Annotated in this window: 14 protein-coding genes; 2 read left to right on the forward strand and 12 right to left on the reverse strand. The window is 71.4% G+C overall.

Annotated elements, in window-relative coordinates:
• Entirely contained in the window at positions 1–1,488 is a 1,488-nt protein-coding gene (locus QJ852_19070) for an ABC transporter substrate-binding protein (protein ID WGX95251.1), read from the reverse strand.
• Positions 1,489–1,775: 287 nt separating this feature from the next.
• Between QJ852_19070 and QJ852_19075 the strand changes: the two genes are divergently transcribed.
• Positions 1,776–2,285 carry a DUF6174 domain-containing protein gene (locus tag QJ852_19075; GenBank protein WGX95252.1) on the forward strand — a complete coding sequence of 170 codons (510 nt, stop codon included), beginning with the start codon at positions 1,776–1,778 and terminating at the stop codon, positions 2,283–2,285.
• On the opposite strand, the gene QJ852_19080 is transcribed toward QJ852_19075, so the two are convergent.
• The 5 genes from QJ852_19080 to QJ852_19100 form a co-directional block, all read right to left on the reverse strand.
• Positions 2,269–4,362, reverse strand: coding sequence for a DUF2156 domain-containing protein (locus tag QJ852_19080; protein WGX95253.1), 2,094 nt, complete (start codon positions 4,360–4,362; stop codon positions 2,269–2,271). The two genes, QJ852_19075 and QJ852_19080, sit on opposite strands and share 17 nt — an antisense overlap.
• Before the next feature lie 19 nt (positions 4,363–4,381).
• On the reverse strand, positions 4,382–5,434 hold the full coding sequence (locus QJ852_19085) for a MaoC family dehydratase (GenBank protein ID WGX95254.1): 1,053 nt from the start codon (positions 5,432–5,434) through the stop codon (positions 4,382–4,384).
• On the reverse strand, positions 5,431–6,627 hold the full coding sequence (locus QJ852_19090) for an acyl-CoA dehydrogenase family protein (GenBank protein ID WGX95255.1): 1,197 nt from the start codon (positions 6,625–6,627) through the stop codon (positions 5,431–5,433). Before QJ852_19090 ends, QJ852_19085 begins: the two co-directional genes overlap by 4 nt.
• A 119-nt stretch (positions 6,628–6,746) precedes the next feature.
• Entirely contained in the window at positions 6,747–8,114 is a 1,368-nt protein-coding gene (locus tag QJ852_19095; GenBank protein ID WGX95256.1) for a hypothetical protein, read from the reverse strand.
• A 275-nt stretch (positions 8,115–8,389) separates the two neighbouring features.
• A complete protein-coding gene (locus QJ852_19100; GenBank protein WGX95257.1) occupies positions 8,390–8,644 on the reverse strand; it encodes a helix-turn-helix transcriptional regulator in 255 nt (84 codons plus the stop codon).
• Between the two features lie 111 nt (positions 8,645–8,755).
• On the opposite strand from QJ852_19100, the gene QJ852_19105 reads away from it, so the two are divergent.
• Positions 8,756–9,820 (forward strand): hypothetical protein, encoded by a 1,065-nt coding sequence (locus tag QJ852_19105; GenBank protein ID WGX95258.1) that lies wholly within the window; start codon positions 8,756–8,758, stop codon positions 9,818–9,820.
• On the opposite strand, the gene QJ852_19110 is transcribed toward QJ852_19105, so the two are convergent.
• The 6 genes from QJ852_19110 to QJ852_19135 form a co-directional block, all read right to left on the reverse strand.
• The gene (locus tag QJ852_19110; GenBank protein WGX95259.1) at positions 9,821–10,906 is read right to left on the reverse strand and encodes a hypothetical protein; all 1,086 of its coding nucleotides are present in this window, start codon (positions 10,904–10,906) and stop codon (positions 9,821–9,823) included.
• An 11-nt stretch (positions 10,907–10,917) separates the two neighbouring features.
• Positions 10,918–11,127, reverse strand: a complete 210-nt coding sequence (locus QJ852_19115) for a hypothetical protein (protein ID WGX95260.1) — start codon at positions 11,125–11,127, stop codon at positions 10,918–10,920.
• Positions 11,128–11,167: 40 nt separating this feature from the next.
• Positions 11,168–12,709, reverse strand: coding sequence for a hypothetical protein (locus QJ852_19120; GenBank protein ID WGX95261.1), 1,542 nt, complete (start codon positions 12,707–12,709; stop codon positions 11,168–11,170).
• Positions 12,710–12,952: 243 nt separating this feature from the next.
• The gene (locus QJ852_19125) at positions 12,953–13,933 is read right to left on the reverse strand and encodes a glycosyltransferase family 2 protein (GenBank protein WGX95262.1); all 981 of its coding nucleotides are present in this window, start codon (positions 13,931–13,933) and stop codon (positions 12,953–12,955) included.
• Positions 13,930–14,979 carry a hypothetical protein gene (locus QJ852_19130; GenBank protein ID WGX95263.1) on the reverse strand — a complete coding sequence of 350 codons (1,050 nt, stop codon included), beginning with the start codon at positions 14,977–14,979 and terminating at the stop codon, positions 13,930–13,932. The genes QJ852_19125 and QJ852_19130 overlap by 4 nt, the downstream gene beginning before the upstream one ends.
• Positions 14,980–15,096: 117 nt before the next feature.
• Positions 15,097–16,503, reverse strand: a complete 1,407-nt coding sequence (locus QJ852_19135; protein ID WGX95264.1) for a phospholipase D-like domain-containing protein — start codon at positions 16,501–16,503, stop codon at positions 15,097–15,099.
• Positions 16,504–16,525: the final 22 nt, after the last annotated feature.

Here is a 16,525-nt window from a genome sequence, read left to right on the forward strand (position 1 = left end):
TCAGCCTCCGACGCCGGAGTCGACGACGCCGCCGCACATGTAGTCGCCCGGCGAGACCTGCTGCCACCGGCCTCCGGTGTACTGGATGACCTTCAGGCACGGCGGCGAGCTCGGCGTCGAGAGGTTCATCGCGGTGTGCGCGCCGTTGCCCGTCCAGGCGGTCGTCGCCTTGAACGCCCCGACCAGGGACTCCCGGCTCAGCTTGCCGCCCAGCGAGATCGCCTTCTCCACGAACAGCCGGGCCGCCGACCAGGCGTAGAGCCCGTAGTAGTTGGGGATGGCGCCCGGCTTCACCTGCTGCAGCCAGGACAGGTACAGCTGCACCTCGGCGTTCTTGGTGTTCTCGAAGAGGTCGTTGGCCGCGTAGACGTAGGTGCCCTCCGCCGCGGCCCCCGCCTGCTGGACGTACCGCTTGTCGTAGATGGTCGGGTCCTGCAGGAAGAAGTCCGGCTTGAAGCCCTGCTGGGCCATGGCCTGCTGCAGCTTGACCGTGTTCTGGTAGGGCCCCTGGTAGGCGACCGCCCGCACGCCCTTGTCCTTCATCTGCTGGACGTACGGCGCGAAGTTGAACTCCGCGACGTCGATGCCCTGCAGGTAGGTGACCTTCCAGCCGGCGCCCTTCTCGTAGCCGGCGGCCATGCTCTTGGAGTTGACCGGCGCGGCGCCGGCGTTGATGTAGAGGACGGCGGCGTTCTTGACGGCGTCGGGGAACTTCTGCGCCAGCCACTTCGAGGCCGCGTCGGGGATCAGGTTGGTGCGGATCGAGTACGCGCCGAAGCACGACTTGCACGACTGGCGCTCCGGGTTGACGATCGTCGAGCGGATGTCGGGCAGCCCGCAGGAGTCGGCCGTGGCCGCGCCGCCGGAGTCGAAGGCCGACATCGAGCCGACGGCCGCGAAGGCATCGCTGCAGGCCTTGACGTAGGCCTGCTGGTCGGCGCCGGCGTCGGCCCGGCTGTCGAGGTTGACCAGGGACAGCTTGCGGCCGCAGATGGTGTTCTGCGAGTTGAAGTACTCCACATAGGCCCGTGTCGCCTGCTGCGCCGACTCGAAGATGCCGGGCACCGGGCCGGAGATGTCCGAGACGTTCGCCAGCGTGATCGTGCTGTCGGTGATGCCGGTCTGGTTCTTGAAGCCCTCACAGGAGGCGGCCTTGGTGCCGCCCGTCGGCGAGCCCTTGCCCTTGGACTTGCCCCCGCCGCCGGCCGCGGCGCCGGGGTCGGCGGCCCCGTCCCCGGTCGGCGCACCGGGGTCGCCCACCGCGCCGGGCACGGGCGCGTCTCCCCCGGCCGGTACGTCGCCCGCGATCGGGGCATCGCCGGCCGGCAGCCCGGTGTCGCCGGTCGTGCCGGAGCCGGCCCCCGTCGTACCGCCCTGGCCGCTGGCCTTCGCGACGGTCGCCGGGTCGAGTTGGGAACCGCAGGCCGTCAGCGCCACCAGGACCAGGGCGACGCCCGCGGTCCGGCGCAAGCGGGTGCGCGTGCTCATCACCACTGGTCAGCCACCTACTCCTGAGTTGACGACCGGGTTCGTCACGCCGACCGGTCGACGCGGCCGTCGCGCACGTGCGGATCGGGGCATGCGTCGCCTCTCGGGGTGAGCACCACGGGTCGCCGGCCCGGGCGGGCCGTTGCGGGACCAACGAGCCGCCTGTGACTCAGGTCACGGCCGGAACTGCAACTTGTTCCAGTTCCGCGCGGCGGACCCGCCAGCCCGACCCGGGTGGGTGGGGGAACCGATCGGCGTGGTGGGACGTCCCAGGCATCATGAGCACCATGCGTTCCACCGCCGCCCTCGCCGCCCTGGTCGTCCCCCTGCTGCTGACCGCCGCGGCCTGCAGCAAGGAGTCCGACCGCGCCGCGGACCGGACGACGGCCTCGGCGAGCCCCAGCTCCGACGCGACCGCGCCGACGACGCCGACGACCGGCTCACCCGGCACCGCGTCCTTCCCCGGCTACGGCCCGCGGGACTACAGCTACCACCTCGAGGTGCTCTGCTACTGCCCCCAGGTCGGGACGGTCGAGGTCGTCGTGCGCGACGGCGAGGTCACCGAGGCGACCTCCCTCGACGGTCCCACCGCCGGCCGCGCGGCGCCCGACTTCGCCCGGCTCACCATCGACGAGATCATCGCCATGGCCAACGACCCGCAGGTCGCCAAGGCGAAGGTGGACTGGCCCGAGGGCCAGGACCACCCCAGCTCGGTGATGCTCGACCGGATCGCCCAGGCCGTCGACGACGAGGTGACCTACACGATCAAGGACGTGGTGGTCAGCCCCGCCGGGTGAACGACAGCGACAGCAGCTGGCCCAGCGTGGCGTCGGCGAGGTACGCGCGGCCGATGGCCAGGCCCGCGAACGGCAGCATCCCCTCGTCCTCGACGAGCAGGTAGAGCGGCTCGTAGCGCGGCTGGAACTTCGCCTTGAATGCCTGGAGCGAGCGGAAGCCGTAGTACGGCTCGAGCATCTCCCCCATCCGGTCGAGCATGGTGTCGACCACGCCCTGGTCGGCCGACTCGTCCTCGCGGGCGTTGGCCAGCGGCGCCCCCGACAGCGACACCACGGCGTACCCCTGCTCCTGGAACTGCAGGCACGACCCGGCGATGAGCAGCTCCATCGCGTAGCGGAAGCCGCCCGGCAACCGGCGCATCAGGTCGAGGGTCCACCCCGCGACCCCGCCGCCGGGGCCGTGGATCGGCATCCAGCTGGTCACGCCGTGCACGGTCATGTCGGGGTCGACGGCGACGGCGATCCACACGTCGGGGTCGGCCGCCTCCTCGAGTCCACCGAGGGTGAAGCCCATCTCCGGCAGGCTCTTCTCGTGCACCCACTCGTCGCAGATCGCGGCCACCTGCACCCGGATGCTGCGCGGGGCGTCCGCGAGCCGGTACAGACTCACGCCGATGCCGTTCTTCTCCGCCTGGTTGAAGGCCGAGCGGACGTCCTGCCACTTCTTCCCGCGGAACGTGAGCTCCGGCAGGTCGATGATCGCCTCCTCGGCCACCTGGACCGCCATCCAGCCGCGGTCCCGGGCCCAGGCGGCGAGGTCGGGGCTGCTGCTGAACAGGCAGGGGGTGGCGCCGCCTTCGCGGACGGCGGCGACGAACTCGTCGGCGACCGTGGTCGGCGCGGCCGAGCCGGCGATCGGGTCGCACAGTCCGATGGCGACGCCGGAGGTCAGGCGGTAGGCGACGGCGCCGTCGGTGCTGCCGAACCACCAGGAGTTCTGCGGCCAGGTCGTCATCCACGACAGCCGGTTGGCCGAGCCGTGGCCGACCAGCAGGTCCCGGGCACGCTGGCGGTGGGCGTCGGTCGGCAGCGCCCCGATCCGGCGCGGACTCGCCGTCCGCAGGCCGCGGCGGCCCGGGTTGCGGAAGGCGTGCCGGCCCCACACCAGGATGCCGAGACCGGTCGAGTCGAGGACCACGCTCAGCCAGAGCAGGCCGCTGCTGTCGGCCTGACCGGCGAGCACGAAGCCGATCGTGACGACCTCGCCCAGCCAGGTCAGGCCGGTGAGGACCACCGCCACCCGCCACCAGGTACGCCGGCCGCGGCCCAGCCCCTGCGCGATGACGAGGTCCGTCGCGACCAGGACGAGCACCCACCACCACGACTGCGGATCACCGCCGACCCGGCCGAAGGGCCCCTCCCGGTCCGAGAGCTGGGCGATCAGGGTCACCACCGCGCTCAACCAGAAGAAGCCGGCGGCGCCCAGCCGCAGGTCCTGGCGGGTCAGGGCGGGACGCAGCAGGCCCCGCAGCGGAGCGGGGCGGCGGCCGACGACCCACGGACCGGCGAGGAGACCGGCGACGACGGCGACCAGGTGCTCGACGTCGTACAGGAAGCCGAGGAAGGTCAGCGAGGTCAGCGTGTAGGCGAGCAGCGCGCCACGGACCCGTCCACGCCAGGGCCGGCGCAGGCCGGCACTGGCCACCATGGCCGCGAACATCCCACCGGCACTGAACCCCAGGTCGAGATCGTCGGCGATCTCGCGCGCCCAGACCCAGTCCGTCGTCGCCAGCGCCCGCACCGACAGGCAGCCCACCGTGACACCGACGAGCTGCCCGGCGACCACGCAGAGTCCCGCGACCCTCGTGCCCAGGCGCCATTCGGCGAGCCCGGACAGCAGCACGAAGAAGCCGACGACCACCGGGTACTGCCACGGCGCGAGCGCGAAGAAGGGACCCGTCAGCAGCGTCCACCAGCGGCCCTCTGCCAGCGCCTGCGGACCATAGGCGACGTCGGCGAGCCAGTCCTTCGACTCCAGGGGCGACCACAGCGATCCGGTCACCAGCCCGAGCGCCAGGATCGCGCCGGCGACCGCGAGCGTGAACGGGATCCGCCGCACCGCAGCACTCAGCGTCATGAGCGGAGGGTACGGCGGATCAGCGCGGGACGAGCGTCCAGTAGTCCAGGTCGAGCAGGACGCCGGGGGCGTACTTGCCGTCCTCGCCGCGCAGCGTCATCGAGGTGTCGCGGCCCGTGGTCGCGACCAGCCGCAGCCGCAGCGCACCCACTCCCGGGGCACCGGTCTCGGCCTTCTCGAGGACCTCGGACCAGGCATAGACCGTGTCGCCCGCGAACGCCGGCGCCGTGTGCGCGCCTGCGTTGATGGCCGCGATCAGCTGCGCGTTGGCGAGTCCGTTGAACGACAGCGCCCGGGCCATCGAGATGATGTGGCCGCCGTACACGAGGTTGCGGCCGTCGGGGCGCGCCTCCTTGTTGAAGTGCACCTTGGCGGTGTTCTGCCACAGCCGGGTGGCCTGCTGGTGCTCGGACTCGGTCAGCGTGACGCCGTCGACGTGGTCGATCCGCTCCCCCACGACATAGTCGTCGAAGCGGTGCGGCTCGCCCGCCGCCGCGAAGTCGTACGCCGAGAAGTCGAGTCCGTCGGGCACCACGAGGTCGGCCGCAGCGACCGCCGGGGCCAACTCGGGCACGACGGTCTCCGGCGCGGGCGACTCGACATCGCGCTTGTGCACCATCACCCAGCGGGCCCAGTCCAGGGCGACCTCGCCGCGCTGGTTGGTGGCGGTCGAGCGGACGTAGACCACGCCGCTCCTGCCGTTGGAGTTCTGCTTGAGGCCGATCACCTCGGAGCTGGTGCTGAGCGTGTCGCCCGGAACCACCGCACGGTGGAAGCGGCACTCGGCGTACCCGAGGTTGGCGACGGCGTTGAGCGAGACGTCGGGGACGGTCTTGCCGAACGCGATGTGGAAGGCGACCAGCTCCTCGACCGGGTGCCCTGTCCCGTCCGCCGCGGCGAGGCCGACCGAGGCCGCGAACACCGCCGACGAGGGCACCGCGAACCGGGTCGGGTAGAGCGAGCCGTAGACGGCCCGGTCCCCCTCGGTCACCGTGCGCGGGGTGGCGTGCCGGATAACCTGCCCGACGGCGAAGTCCTCGAAGAAGTTCCCGGGGTTGGTCTTGTCGGTCACTTGAGCTTGTAGTCCTTCAGGAGGGACCGGCCGATGATCATCTTCTGGATGTCGGAGGTGCCCTCGCCGATGAGCATGAACTTGACCTCGCGCATCAGCCGCTCGATCTCGTACTCCTTGGAGTAGCCGTAGCCGCCATGGATCCGGAAGGAGTCCTCGACGACCTCGTTGGCGTACTCCGAGGCGACCATCTTGGCCATGCCGGCCTCGACGTCCATCCGCCGGCCGGTGTCCTTGAGACGCGCGGCGCGGACCATCATGTTGTGGGCGGTCTCGACCTTGGTCGCCATCTCCGCGATCCGGAAGAGCACCGCCTGGTGCTCGGCGATGACCTTGCCGAAGGTCTTGCGCTGCTGGGCGTAGGCGACCCCGAGCTCGAAGCCGCGCCAGGCCAGGCCGCAGGCGCGGGCGGCGACGTTGACCCGGCCGACCTCGACACCGTCCATCATCTGGAAGAAGCCCTTGCCCGGCTCGCCGCCGAGGATCGCCTCGGCGCCGATCCGGTGGCCCTCGAGGATGAGCTCGGTCGTCTCGACGCCCTTGTAGCCCATCTTGTCGATCTTGCCGGGGACGGTGACGCCCTGGGCGGTCTCGCCGAACCCGGCCTCCTTCTCGACGAGGAAGGTCGTCATGTTCTTGTAGACCGACTCAGCACCCTCATCGGTCTTGACGAGCAGCGCGACCAGCGTGGAGGACGCACCGTTGGTCAGCCACATCTTCTGGCCGGTGATGGAGTACGACCCGTCGTCCTGCTTCGTGGCCTTCGTCGAGACGGCCGACACGTCCGAGCCCAGTCCCGGTTCGGACATCGAGAACGCGCCGCGGACCTCGCCGGTCGCCATCCGCGGCAGGTACTTCTGCTTCTGCTCCTCGGTGCCGTGCTGCATGAGCAGGTAGGCCACGATGAAGTGGGTGTTGATGACACCCGACACGCTCATCCAGCCGCGGGCGATCTCCTCGACCACGAGCGCGTAGGTCAGCAGCGACTCGCCCAGGCCGCCGAACTCCTCGGGGATGGTCAGGCCGAAGACGCCGAGCTCCTTGAGGCCGTCGACGATCTCCTGCGGGTAGGTGTCGGAGTGCTCGAGCTCCTGGGCCACCGGGATGATCTGCTCGTCCACGAAGACGCGCACGGCCTTCAGGATCTCGGACTGGTCCTCGGAGAGGCCTTCGGTCTGACAAAGCCGGGTCATTCAGCTCCCTTTCGCTGGTCGTGCCGGAGCGCACTGTACCCGCGAACCGACCGCCCAGGGCCCCCCGAACGGCGCCCGAGACCGGTGACGTGAGACATGTCACCGGTCTCGGGACCCGCTCAGATGGTGCGTCCCACCGCCGCGAAGAAGCGGATGAACATCTCGTCGTACCCGAGCTGGTCGGAGCGGATCTGGGCGACCGAGCCACTGCGCTTCTGGTCCTTGGGGACCCACGTGCGGTTGAAGTCGATGCGGACAGCGCGGGTGCCGCCGGAGCTGCTGGCGAGCACGATCGCGCGCGGCAGCCCGGTCTTGCCCCAGTTCGACTTCCGCTTGGCCCAGGACTTGTGCTTCTTCTTCGTGCCGAGCAGCTTTGCCAGCTTGCGGTCGAGCGGGGTGGCCTTGCGGTGCCCGGTGATGATCTGCACCTCGACCCCGCGGGCCCGGGCGTTCACGATCGACTTGTAGATACCCTTGCCCGACAGCTTCTTGGTCGCGAGGTGGAGGGCCGAGCCCGGCGGGGCCTGGTCGATCGCGCTGCGGGCCAGACGCAGCGTGGTCTTGGCGTCGTCCTTGTTGGACATCCAACCCGGCGCGAAGGCGCCGGCGCGCTGGCCGACGTTGCCGAGGTCGACGACGACCAGGTGGTGGTCGGAGTGGAGGCCGACCGTCGTCAGGTTGGTGACCGGCAGGAGCGGGTCGCCCTGGTAGAGATACGCGTGGTCGATCACCGCGCCGCTGTCGTGGGTCGCCGGGGCGACGCCGAACAGGTCGAAGACGTTGGACAGGCCCAGGGCCGCGATCTCGTTGCGCGGATAGGCCGCCGTGCGGAAGTTGACGTTCACGTCGCCGCCCATGAGCACCGGGCCCTGCGCCGAGAGGGTCTGGGCGAGCGCGGCCATCCGCTGGTACGACGGCACGGTGAGGCCCATCGTGTACTTCGTCGCCGGCGCGAAGTGCACGGCGATGACCGAGACGGTCCGCCCCTCGGCGTTGCGCACGGTCACCCAGTTGGCGTAGCGCACGCCCCAGTGCACCTTCTGCTTCTTCGACTTCCCCCACACCTCGGAGATGTTGTAGGTGCCGGAGGCGAGCTTGGTCCAGCGGCTGGTGTCCCACACCACCGCGGTCGCGCCGGTGTAGGTGCCCGGCGTGCGCTGGATGGCGTAGCCCGGAGGCGCCAGCATCGCGTCGGGACGGCTGGAGACCTCGTTGTAGGTGATGAAGTCCGGCAGCTGGGCGAAGACCTGCCCGAGGTCGGAGGCGGTGTTGGCGGCCGACATCCCGGACTTGATGTTCGCCTGCACCAGGCGGATGCCGCTCCCCGTGCCCGGGTCGGCCGCGGCGGCGGTGCTCTCGAGCGTGCCGCGCCCCCCGCCCGAGGCCGCGGCGAGGACCAGGAGGGTCGCCAGGACCGCCAGCGCCGTCACCGTCGCCGGTAGGCCACGGGACCAACGGGGCCGTCGGAGCGAGCTCTGGGTGCGCATGGGACCTCCCGAATCACGGTGCCGAAATGCACCGAGCCAACAATTGCCTCAGGAATCACACCAGTAACAACTTCACCATGGCAATACGCCGTTAATAACTACAAGGATGTAATTCTGGGAATGACATGAGTGTTATTCACGTGCGGCAGGGCCGCCGGTCGGATCGCGCCCGGATCGCGCCCGGATCGCGCCCGGATCGCGCCCGGATCGCGCCCGGATCGCGCCCGGATCGCGCCCGGATCGCGCCCGGGGCGCTCCCGGTCAGGAGCGGCGGATCAGGAGTCCGCGTCCGGGTCCCGCACCAGGTCCCACGGCTCCACGCCCAGCGCGTCGGCCAGCCCGTAGAGCGTGGTCAATCGCGGGTTGACCACGCGGGCGACCACTCCCCGCCCGGCCGCCTCGATCACCTGCAGGTGATTCTTGGAGCAGTCGGCACGGCGGGCCAGGGCCTCCTGGGACAGCCCGCGCTCCTCGCGGAGCCGGCGCACGCGCCGGCCCAGCACGACGGCGGCGGCATCATCCCAGGACACGAGGACATCGTCGGCAACAGAGCTCGCGGAGAACACCAGACAGGTGTGGCCTTCTATAGAATGATGTAACTCACCGTTACAAGGCGCGTTGATGCCAGTGGGGGGAAGCAGATGAGATTCGACGAGTTCGTGGGCGCCTATCGCCGGGAGCCGGGGCACTACCCGCACTACCAGGCGGAGGTCGAGGCGCGCCTCGCCGACGTACGCCGGATCGCCGCCCAGTGGGGTGAACTGCTCTACGAGGTCCTGGCGCTCGGCCGCGCGCCGCTGCCGCAGGAGTGGAACGCCTTCAGCAACCAGTACTGGCTGTGGGCCCAGAACCACCTCGGCGGGGTGAGTGAGTGGGCCACGACGTGGGTCGAGGCCCGGCTCGACGAGCTGTGGGAGTCGGACGCCGAACCGGAGGAGGTCACCGCGCTCCTGGACAGCCTGGCCCAGCTCGGCAGCGAGGTGAACTTCCACCGGATGAACGCCAAGGCGCTGCCCTTCTGGGCCTCCCTGCTGTCCGGCCAGGCGAGCATGGTCGGGCGCGAGACCGTGGAGTGGTGCTGCCTCCATCTGGCCAACGAGGCGCTCATGCTCGCGCAGGTTCGTGAGGACCTGATCGACGACGACCTCTTCTTCGGCCCCGACGGTCGCGCCCTGCGGGGCGTGACCACCGGCGCCCTCACCGAGATCGACGCCTATATCGCCCTGCTCGACCTGACCCGGCGCGACCACCGGGTCCTCGTCCTGCCCGGACCGCCCCAGTTCGAGCGGTGGGCCCGGTCGGCCAACGCCGACTTCCTCGTCATCGACACCGAGCATCGGCGGATCCGTGGCGTGCAGGTCAAGTCGGTGGTCGACCGGCAGCAGGCCGAGCGCTACGACCGGGCCCGGATCACCCTGATCGACGGCTCGCGGGACCTGCAGAACAACCGCGCGATGCGCACCGACGCACGCCGCTCGGACCGCCACGTCGTGTCCTGGCCCGGCATGATCGGTGCCCACTACCTGCGCGAGCTGAAGCCGGGCCCGCTCACCGACCGCTGGATCGAGCGCCGCCGGCTCATCCAGCTCAAGATCGCCGCGCGGCACTTCACCGGCGCCGTCGCCTCGCAGAACAGGTCGGCCTACGCCGTCGTCCGGGACCGGGTCGCCCACGACCTCACGTCCCGCTCCGGCGAGCCGGGGTGATCAGCGCCGGCGCAGGGCGCCGAGCAGGCCCCGGCGCCCGCCCCCGGGAGGTGCGGCCGGCGGTGCGACGCGCAGGTCGCGGACGTCGGTGAGCAGCGACGCGACCAGGTCGGTGGCGACGGCCGCCACCTCGGCGTCGGTCACCGAGTCCGGCGTACGGCGCGGCGGCAGCTCGGCCGGGATCTCCAGGCGGGCGAGGTCCCCCACGATGTCGACCGGGTGGGCGCGCAGGTAGTCGAGCGCGGCGTCGTTGCGGGCGCGACACTCGGCGACCCGGTCCGGCTGCGGCCAGAACTTCTCGCCCCGGCGCGGCACCAGCCGCTCGTCGGCGAGGTAGGTGCGGATGAACATGCCGCGGTCGCGGGCCGGTCCCAGCGCCTTGCCGGCGACCAGGTGCTCGTTGACCCGGCGCAGCACCTCGGCCTCCACCACGCCCATGGACTCGTTGGGGAAGGACCGGCTCAGGTCGTAGGCGTCCGCGCGCAGGCCGAGCAGCCCCGCGAAGCGGTGCCAGATCTCGTCCCGCGGGGCGGAGGTGTCGAGGGGCAGCACGTGGATCCGCTCGTGCGCCACGGCCTCCGACCAGCGCTGGAGGACCAGGTGCAGGTCGAGGGTGCGCCAGTTCCACACGTCGCGGGGGTCCGCGGACACCTCACGCGAGTAGTCGCTCATCGGCGCTGTGCCGCGGTTCTTCAGGCTCTCCTGCCAGCTGGCCGTGAACAGGCCCAGCAGGTCGCGTGCGGTGATCACGACGTGCACCTCGGCGGGGGCGAGCTGCTCGGCCATCCGGCGCGCCTGCTCGGCGCTCGCCGCGGCGAAGAACTCGTGGGTGACCAGCGCGTCGCCGTCGTGTGCCGCGATCTCGGCCCGGAGCCGCTCCCAGGCGGTCCGGTGCTCCTCGGACGCCTTGGGCAGCCGCGGATCGTCGCGCACGATCCGGCTGCTCCACAGGTGGTCGAAGCGGCCCCGGCCGGGCAGCAGCATGCCGTCCTCGCGCAGTCGGTCGCGGGAGGACCAGACGACGGTCTGCAGGTAGGTGGTGGCCGTCTTGGGCAGGCCGATGTGGACGAAGACGCGACGGGCCAACGGACCGGTCCTTACAGGCTCTTGTCGAACGCCTCGATCGCCTCGGCGATCCGGGCCTCGTCGCGCTGGGCGACGGGGATCAGCAGCTCCTGGACGACGTCGACCAGCTCCGCCATGCGCACGTAGTGACGCTGCAGCTCGACCACCTCGGCCTCGAGGGCCTCGATGCGCAGTCGCTGAGCGCGGACGGTCGCGAACAGGTTCCAGCGATTCTGTGTCATCTCATCCTTCACTGCACTCACGACCTGACTCCCGCCGGACTCACCACTGGGCGACCACGACGGCCCGGCCGGCGCGCCCCTCGGCACCGGGCCGGACGTCCGCTGAGAGGACCGACCCGCCGAAGCGTCCGATCGACGCGAGGACGCCGTCGAGTGGAACAGGATACAAACCCTCGTCGGCCGCGCCCTCCCCCGTGGCGAACTCGGCATGCAGCCGGCCGCCGCCGCGCAGCGCCATCGCCGCGAACCGCAGCAGGCCCTCGCGGCCGCGCTCCGTGGTGGCGTCGAGGACGTGCCGCGCCAGCATGGCGCGCGGGCCCTCCTGGCGCGCGACCCGGGCGCCCTCGGCGAGGACCGAGCGGAGCTGGGTGAGGCTGATCGTCCGGACGTCGAGCTGGGCCCCGTCGCGCCCGGCCCGACGCTCGGCCTTGCGCAGGGTCAGCGGCACGTAGTCGTAAGCGGTCGTCGGGAAGCCCTCCCGGGCCAGGGCGAGCGCGTCACTCCCCCGCCCGGCACCGACGTCGAGGACGTGGGTGCCCGGCGCGGCGGCGGCGGCGAGCTGGCGGGCCAGGGTCGAGGCCGGTCGGTCGACCGGGCCCTTGCGGTGGTCCCGGTTGGTCTGCCAGTCCCGGCGGTACGGCGAGAGGCCGCGGAACCAGTTGTCGAGCCGGGCCTTGGTCTCGGCCGAGGTCTCGAACTTGAAGGCCGGGTCGGGCACCCGCCAGTGCGGGCCGTACATCGCCTCGAGCAGCCGCTCGGGCTCCGCGGGGGCCGGGAACTCGTGCCCCGCGAGGGTGACCGTGGACAGCGGGAAGATCCACTCCTCACGGAACTCCACACCCACCTCGCCCATCAGGTAGAGCCTGCCGTCGCCGGCGAAGAAGCCGCCGAAGAGGTCCAGCCCGCGCACCGAGCCGTCGCTCTCCTCGACGTCGATCCGGAACGCGCCGCCGCTGTAGCGGAAGGTCGCCATCCCCCGTCCGGCGAGGGCCCGCTGGAGCCGGAAGGACTCGCGTACGACGTCGACAGGCGAGTCGTGACGGGAGACGTAGCCGAGGTCGGCGTCGGAGTCGTGACCGAGGAAGTCCTGCTCACGGACCGCGCCGAGCAGGGTGCCGTACGCCGGGAAGGCAGCGACCCCCTCATCCTCGAGGATCGCGATCACTCGGTGCATCGCGTCGAGCAGCGGCTCGAGCTGATCGCCGCTGCGGACCGAGAACTCCGGGTGGAAGCGGCCGGACTTGTCGAGTGCGATCGGCAGGCCCTGCTTGTTGACGAACGCGACCCGCTCCGCCCCCGACCCGAAGGCCGTCTCCGCGTCGTGCAGCACCGTGCCCGCGACGTGGTCGCGGATGCTGAGCCGGGTCGGACCGTCGAGGAAGCGGAGCATCCGCTCGGGCCATGCGACCCGGCGCTCATCGGGTCGGTCCGGGGCCGCCTCGTCGGTGTCGCGCAGGGACCAGAAGGACCAGATCCGGCGGTCGTCGAAGAGGACGTCGAGCGCGCGGTCCTCCTGGACGCCGGAGAGGCCGAGGCCCTCCTCGTCGACGGCCGTGACGGCCAGCACCGGCGCATTGCTCATGGAGACCAGCCTGTCAGAAGGTGTTCGGTCGCCGCCATGCCAGGCCGGGAGCTACGCCGCCCGACCGCACGGCCGGCGGCGTGGCGGACGGCGGCGCAGCCGCATCGACCGACGCCCGCGGTCCGACCGCACGGCCGGCAGCGTGGCGGACGGCGGCGCAGCCGCATCGACCGAAGCCCGCGGTCCGAGCGCAGCGAGGACCGGGCGGCGAGGTCGATATCCGACACGCTCGGCCCAGACAACTCAGATCGCGTCGCGGAACTCGTCGGGGATCCGGACGTAGGGGGGCCGGACCAGCGCGTGGTGCTGCCCGGCGCCGGTGGCCCGCCACAGGTCGCCCTCGTTCTGCACGATCGCCGCGAGCTTCTTCGGGCCGGGCCGGAACCGGCCCAGTTCCCCCTGCGCCTCGGCCTGCTCGACCTGGGCCGCGGCGGTGCGCAGGGCCTCGACGATCTCGTCGGTGGGCCGGCTCCAGCTCGACTTCACGGCCCGTCCCTCGCCGACCGCCGCCTGATGGCGGTGCTCGGCGAGCAGCTCGAGCTGGCCGAGATCGGCGAACTTGAGATGGAACATGAACAGCTCGGGATCCGGCGCGAAGGGGTGCCGGATGCCGTGGGAGGCGTGGCCCCAGGGGGCGTCGACCCACTTGAGCGCCGGCTTGCACATGAGCGGCGTGAACCGGGCGAACGCGCGCTGCCGCAGCAGCGAGGGCGCGTCGAAGTCCAGGGCCGGCTCGACGCCGATCCGGTGGATCACGTTGTAGCCGAGCACACCCGCCACCTCGGTGCCCGCGCGGGCCGCGGCGAAATGACGCAGGGTGGCGTGCTGGGCCGGGTCCGCGACGACGAACTCGTCGGCGTCGGCGAGCAGCACCGCGTCGTAGGCGAAGAGCAGCGACGTCGCCAGTCCGCTGAGGATGCCCATCCGCGAGGGCTCGAAGGGGTACTTGTCGAGGTACGGCAGCCGCAGCACGGTGCAGGGCAGGTCGTCGGTCGAGCCGTCGACGCTGTGGTCGTCGATGACGAAGACGTCGTCGGGGCCGAGCTGGCGCCGGTAGTGCTCGACCCAGTGCCGCAGCACCGGGCCGCTGTCGCGACTCATCGTGATCACCGCGACGCGCGGCAGCCCGTCGCTCGACGCGCGGGCGCCGGCCGGCGAGCCCGGCGGAGCGGCGGTGGCCGGCGCCGGCCCGGGCTCCGTCTCGCGACGGCCTCGCCACTTCATTCCTGCTCCCCGTCGTCCTGGCCGGCCCGGACGCGTGCCCACCGGTCCAGTGCGATGCCGAGCGCGTCGACGGCGGCCTTCAGCACGTCCTCGGTCGGCAGGTCGGCGGGCTGGAGTCCCGGCACCGGACGCGGGCGGAGGTCGTCGAGGTCGCCGACGACGCGGTGCCTGCCCTTGCGGAGCCGGGTCACCTGCTCCTCGCCCTGGGCACGGGCCCACGGGTCGTCGTACCCGAGCCGCTGGCCGCCGCCCGTGCGCAGCGAGAGGCCGCGCTTGGCCAGCTGGTGCTTGACCTGCCGGTCGTAGTAGGCCGGCAGGTCGCCCTGGCCGTCGGGACGGAGGTGCCGGTTGAGCTCGAGCAGCAGCAGGGCGCTGGGCAGGTCGATGCTCGGGTTGCTGCGGACGTCGAGCCCGATGCCGTCGGGGCTGATGTCGAGAACCTCGGCGAACCGGCGCCACAGCAGGTCGCCCGGCGCGCCCGCGGGCGGCACGGTGACCAGGCTGACGGCCCCCCTGCGCAGGCCCTTGGCCCAGCGGGCGGCGATCGCCGGCACGTCCTGGTGCCGCCAGAACCGGTTCGCCACGGCGGACTCGGCCCTGCGGTCGCCGAGCGCGGCCACGAAATCGGGCCACGCGGTCGTCCCGCCGTTCTGCACCGACTCCAGCCACATCGCGGGCACGTTGCGACCGAGGTCGCGGCAGGTGACGACCGCCTCGACCCGGCTCTCCGGGAACGTCTTGCGGATCCGCTGGATCTGCCCCTCGTCGCGCGGCGCGAGGTATTCCATGGACACCACGGCCGTGCCCGGCCAGGCCCGGATCTCGTCGACCAGCTGCTGCCAGGGACCGTCGGCCGGCATCGGCGGCTGGCCGGGGCCGCCGTGGGCGATCACCTCCTTGACCGCCCGCACCTGCCGACGCCACCGGCGCCCGGGGAAGAGCACTCCCCGCTCGGCCAGCGGTGCCCTGTTCTCACCGAGCACGTTCTGCAGGAAGCTGGTCCCCGACTTCATGGTGCCGACGTGCAGCACCACCCGTTGCGCCATGAGGTCGCCTCTCCCCTTCCTCGGTGGAGGTCCTTGGTCGTTCAGCGCGCGCGCCGGCGCCTTGTCATCGCAGGCGTTGAGCGTCGCTCGCGTGCACGATCCCCGGGAATCAATCGTCTAGGAGAGCTCGGCCTCGAGGTCGTGGAAGGGGTAGTCCTTCGGGCTGAGGTACTCGGTGCCCGGCTTGATCCGGACCTTCGGGTCGGGGTCGGCCGAGTTGACGTAGTTGGCGAGCGTGCGCGGCGCGGCGTTGTAGATCATGTCCACCCAGCCGGCGTACTTCGAGGCCATCGCGGCGTCGTCCCAGAAGATGATGTCGTGCTCGTCGGAGAACCAGCCGAGCTGGGTCCAGTTCTCGCTGCTGGACAGCACCGCGCTCGCGCCCGGGTTGCCGTCGAGGTTGCCCTCGACGGAGAGACCCTTGAGGTGGACGTAGCGGTCCTTGAACTTGTTGGCCGTCGCGCCGGTGATGTAGACCATCTGCTTCGCGGGGACCGGAGCGAGGATGCTGCGGATGTTGCCCGACATCATCATGAAGACGACGCGGACGTCGCAGCCCTGGAAGTGCAGCTCGCGCACCTTGCGCGCGATCCGAGCACCGCGCTCGTCACCCCACACGGCGTTGGCGACGCGCACCTTGGTGCGGCCGTTGGCCGTGTTGGCGCCGTTGCACTGCACCTTGTTGAGGATCCGCAGCGGGGGGTCGACCTGGTCGCGGTGGGGGGCGAACATCGTGGTGATGTTGGCGCCGGGGATGGTCGTGCTGGGGACGGTGAACTGCAGGGCCGGGAAGTTCTTGTCCTTCTTGGCCTGGTTCCACATCGTCATCCAGCCGTCGTAGAGCGCCTGGTTCTCGGTGGTCGTGGTCCAGTCGTTGAACTGCTGGACGGCCGCGGCGCCGGTGAAGTTGCCGGAACCCTGCATCACGATCCAGTTGGTGGCGCCGGACCTGCTGACCAGCATCATCTTGTTGTGCATCGCGCCGCCCTTGCCCCGGCAGGTGGCGCTGCAGGTGCGGATCCAGCTGCGCAGCTCCTTGGGCCGGTCGGCGTTGCCCTTCTTCAGCGCGCGCAGGAGCACGCCGTAGGAGCGGTGCATCCCCTGCTCGCGGGCCAGGCCGCGGGCCATGATGACCTGCACCGACACGCCACGCTTGTGGGCCGCGATCACCCTGCTCGCGAGGTACGGCGAGTCGAAGTTCCACGTCATGATGCGGACCGTCTGGCCCGCCTCGACGTTCTTCAGCGTCTTGACGATCTTGCGGTGGATCGCGGCGCGCTTGCTCTTGCGGAACGGGTGGTTGAACGTGATGCCGGGCTTGACGACGAACTCCGGGTTGGGCTTGGTGCGCGCCGCGGGCGCCGCCGGCGCGTCCTCGGCCGCGGCAGCGGGCGCGACCGGTGCGGCGTCGGCCCGGGTCACCCCGGCCTGTCCGGCGACCAGCAGCCCGACCGCGAGGAGCAGGGCGGCCACGGCCGCCACCGCCCGGGTCCGTGCCGACCGGGTCCCCCACACATTCGCCACGTCCCTGACTCCTAGCCACTCC

This window comes from Nocardioides sp. L-11A, assembly GCA_029961745.1.
In the GTDB taxonomy this organism is placed as follows: Bacteria; Actinomycetota; Actinomycetes; order Propionibacteriales; family Nocardioidaceae; genus Nocardioides.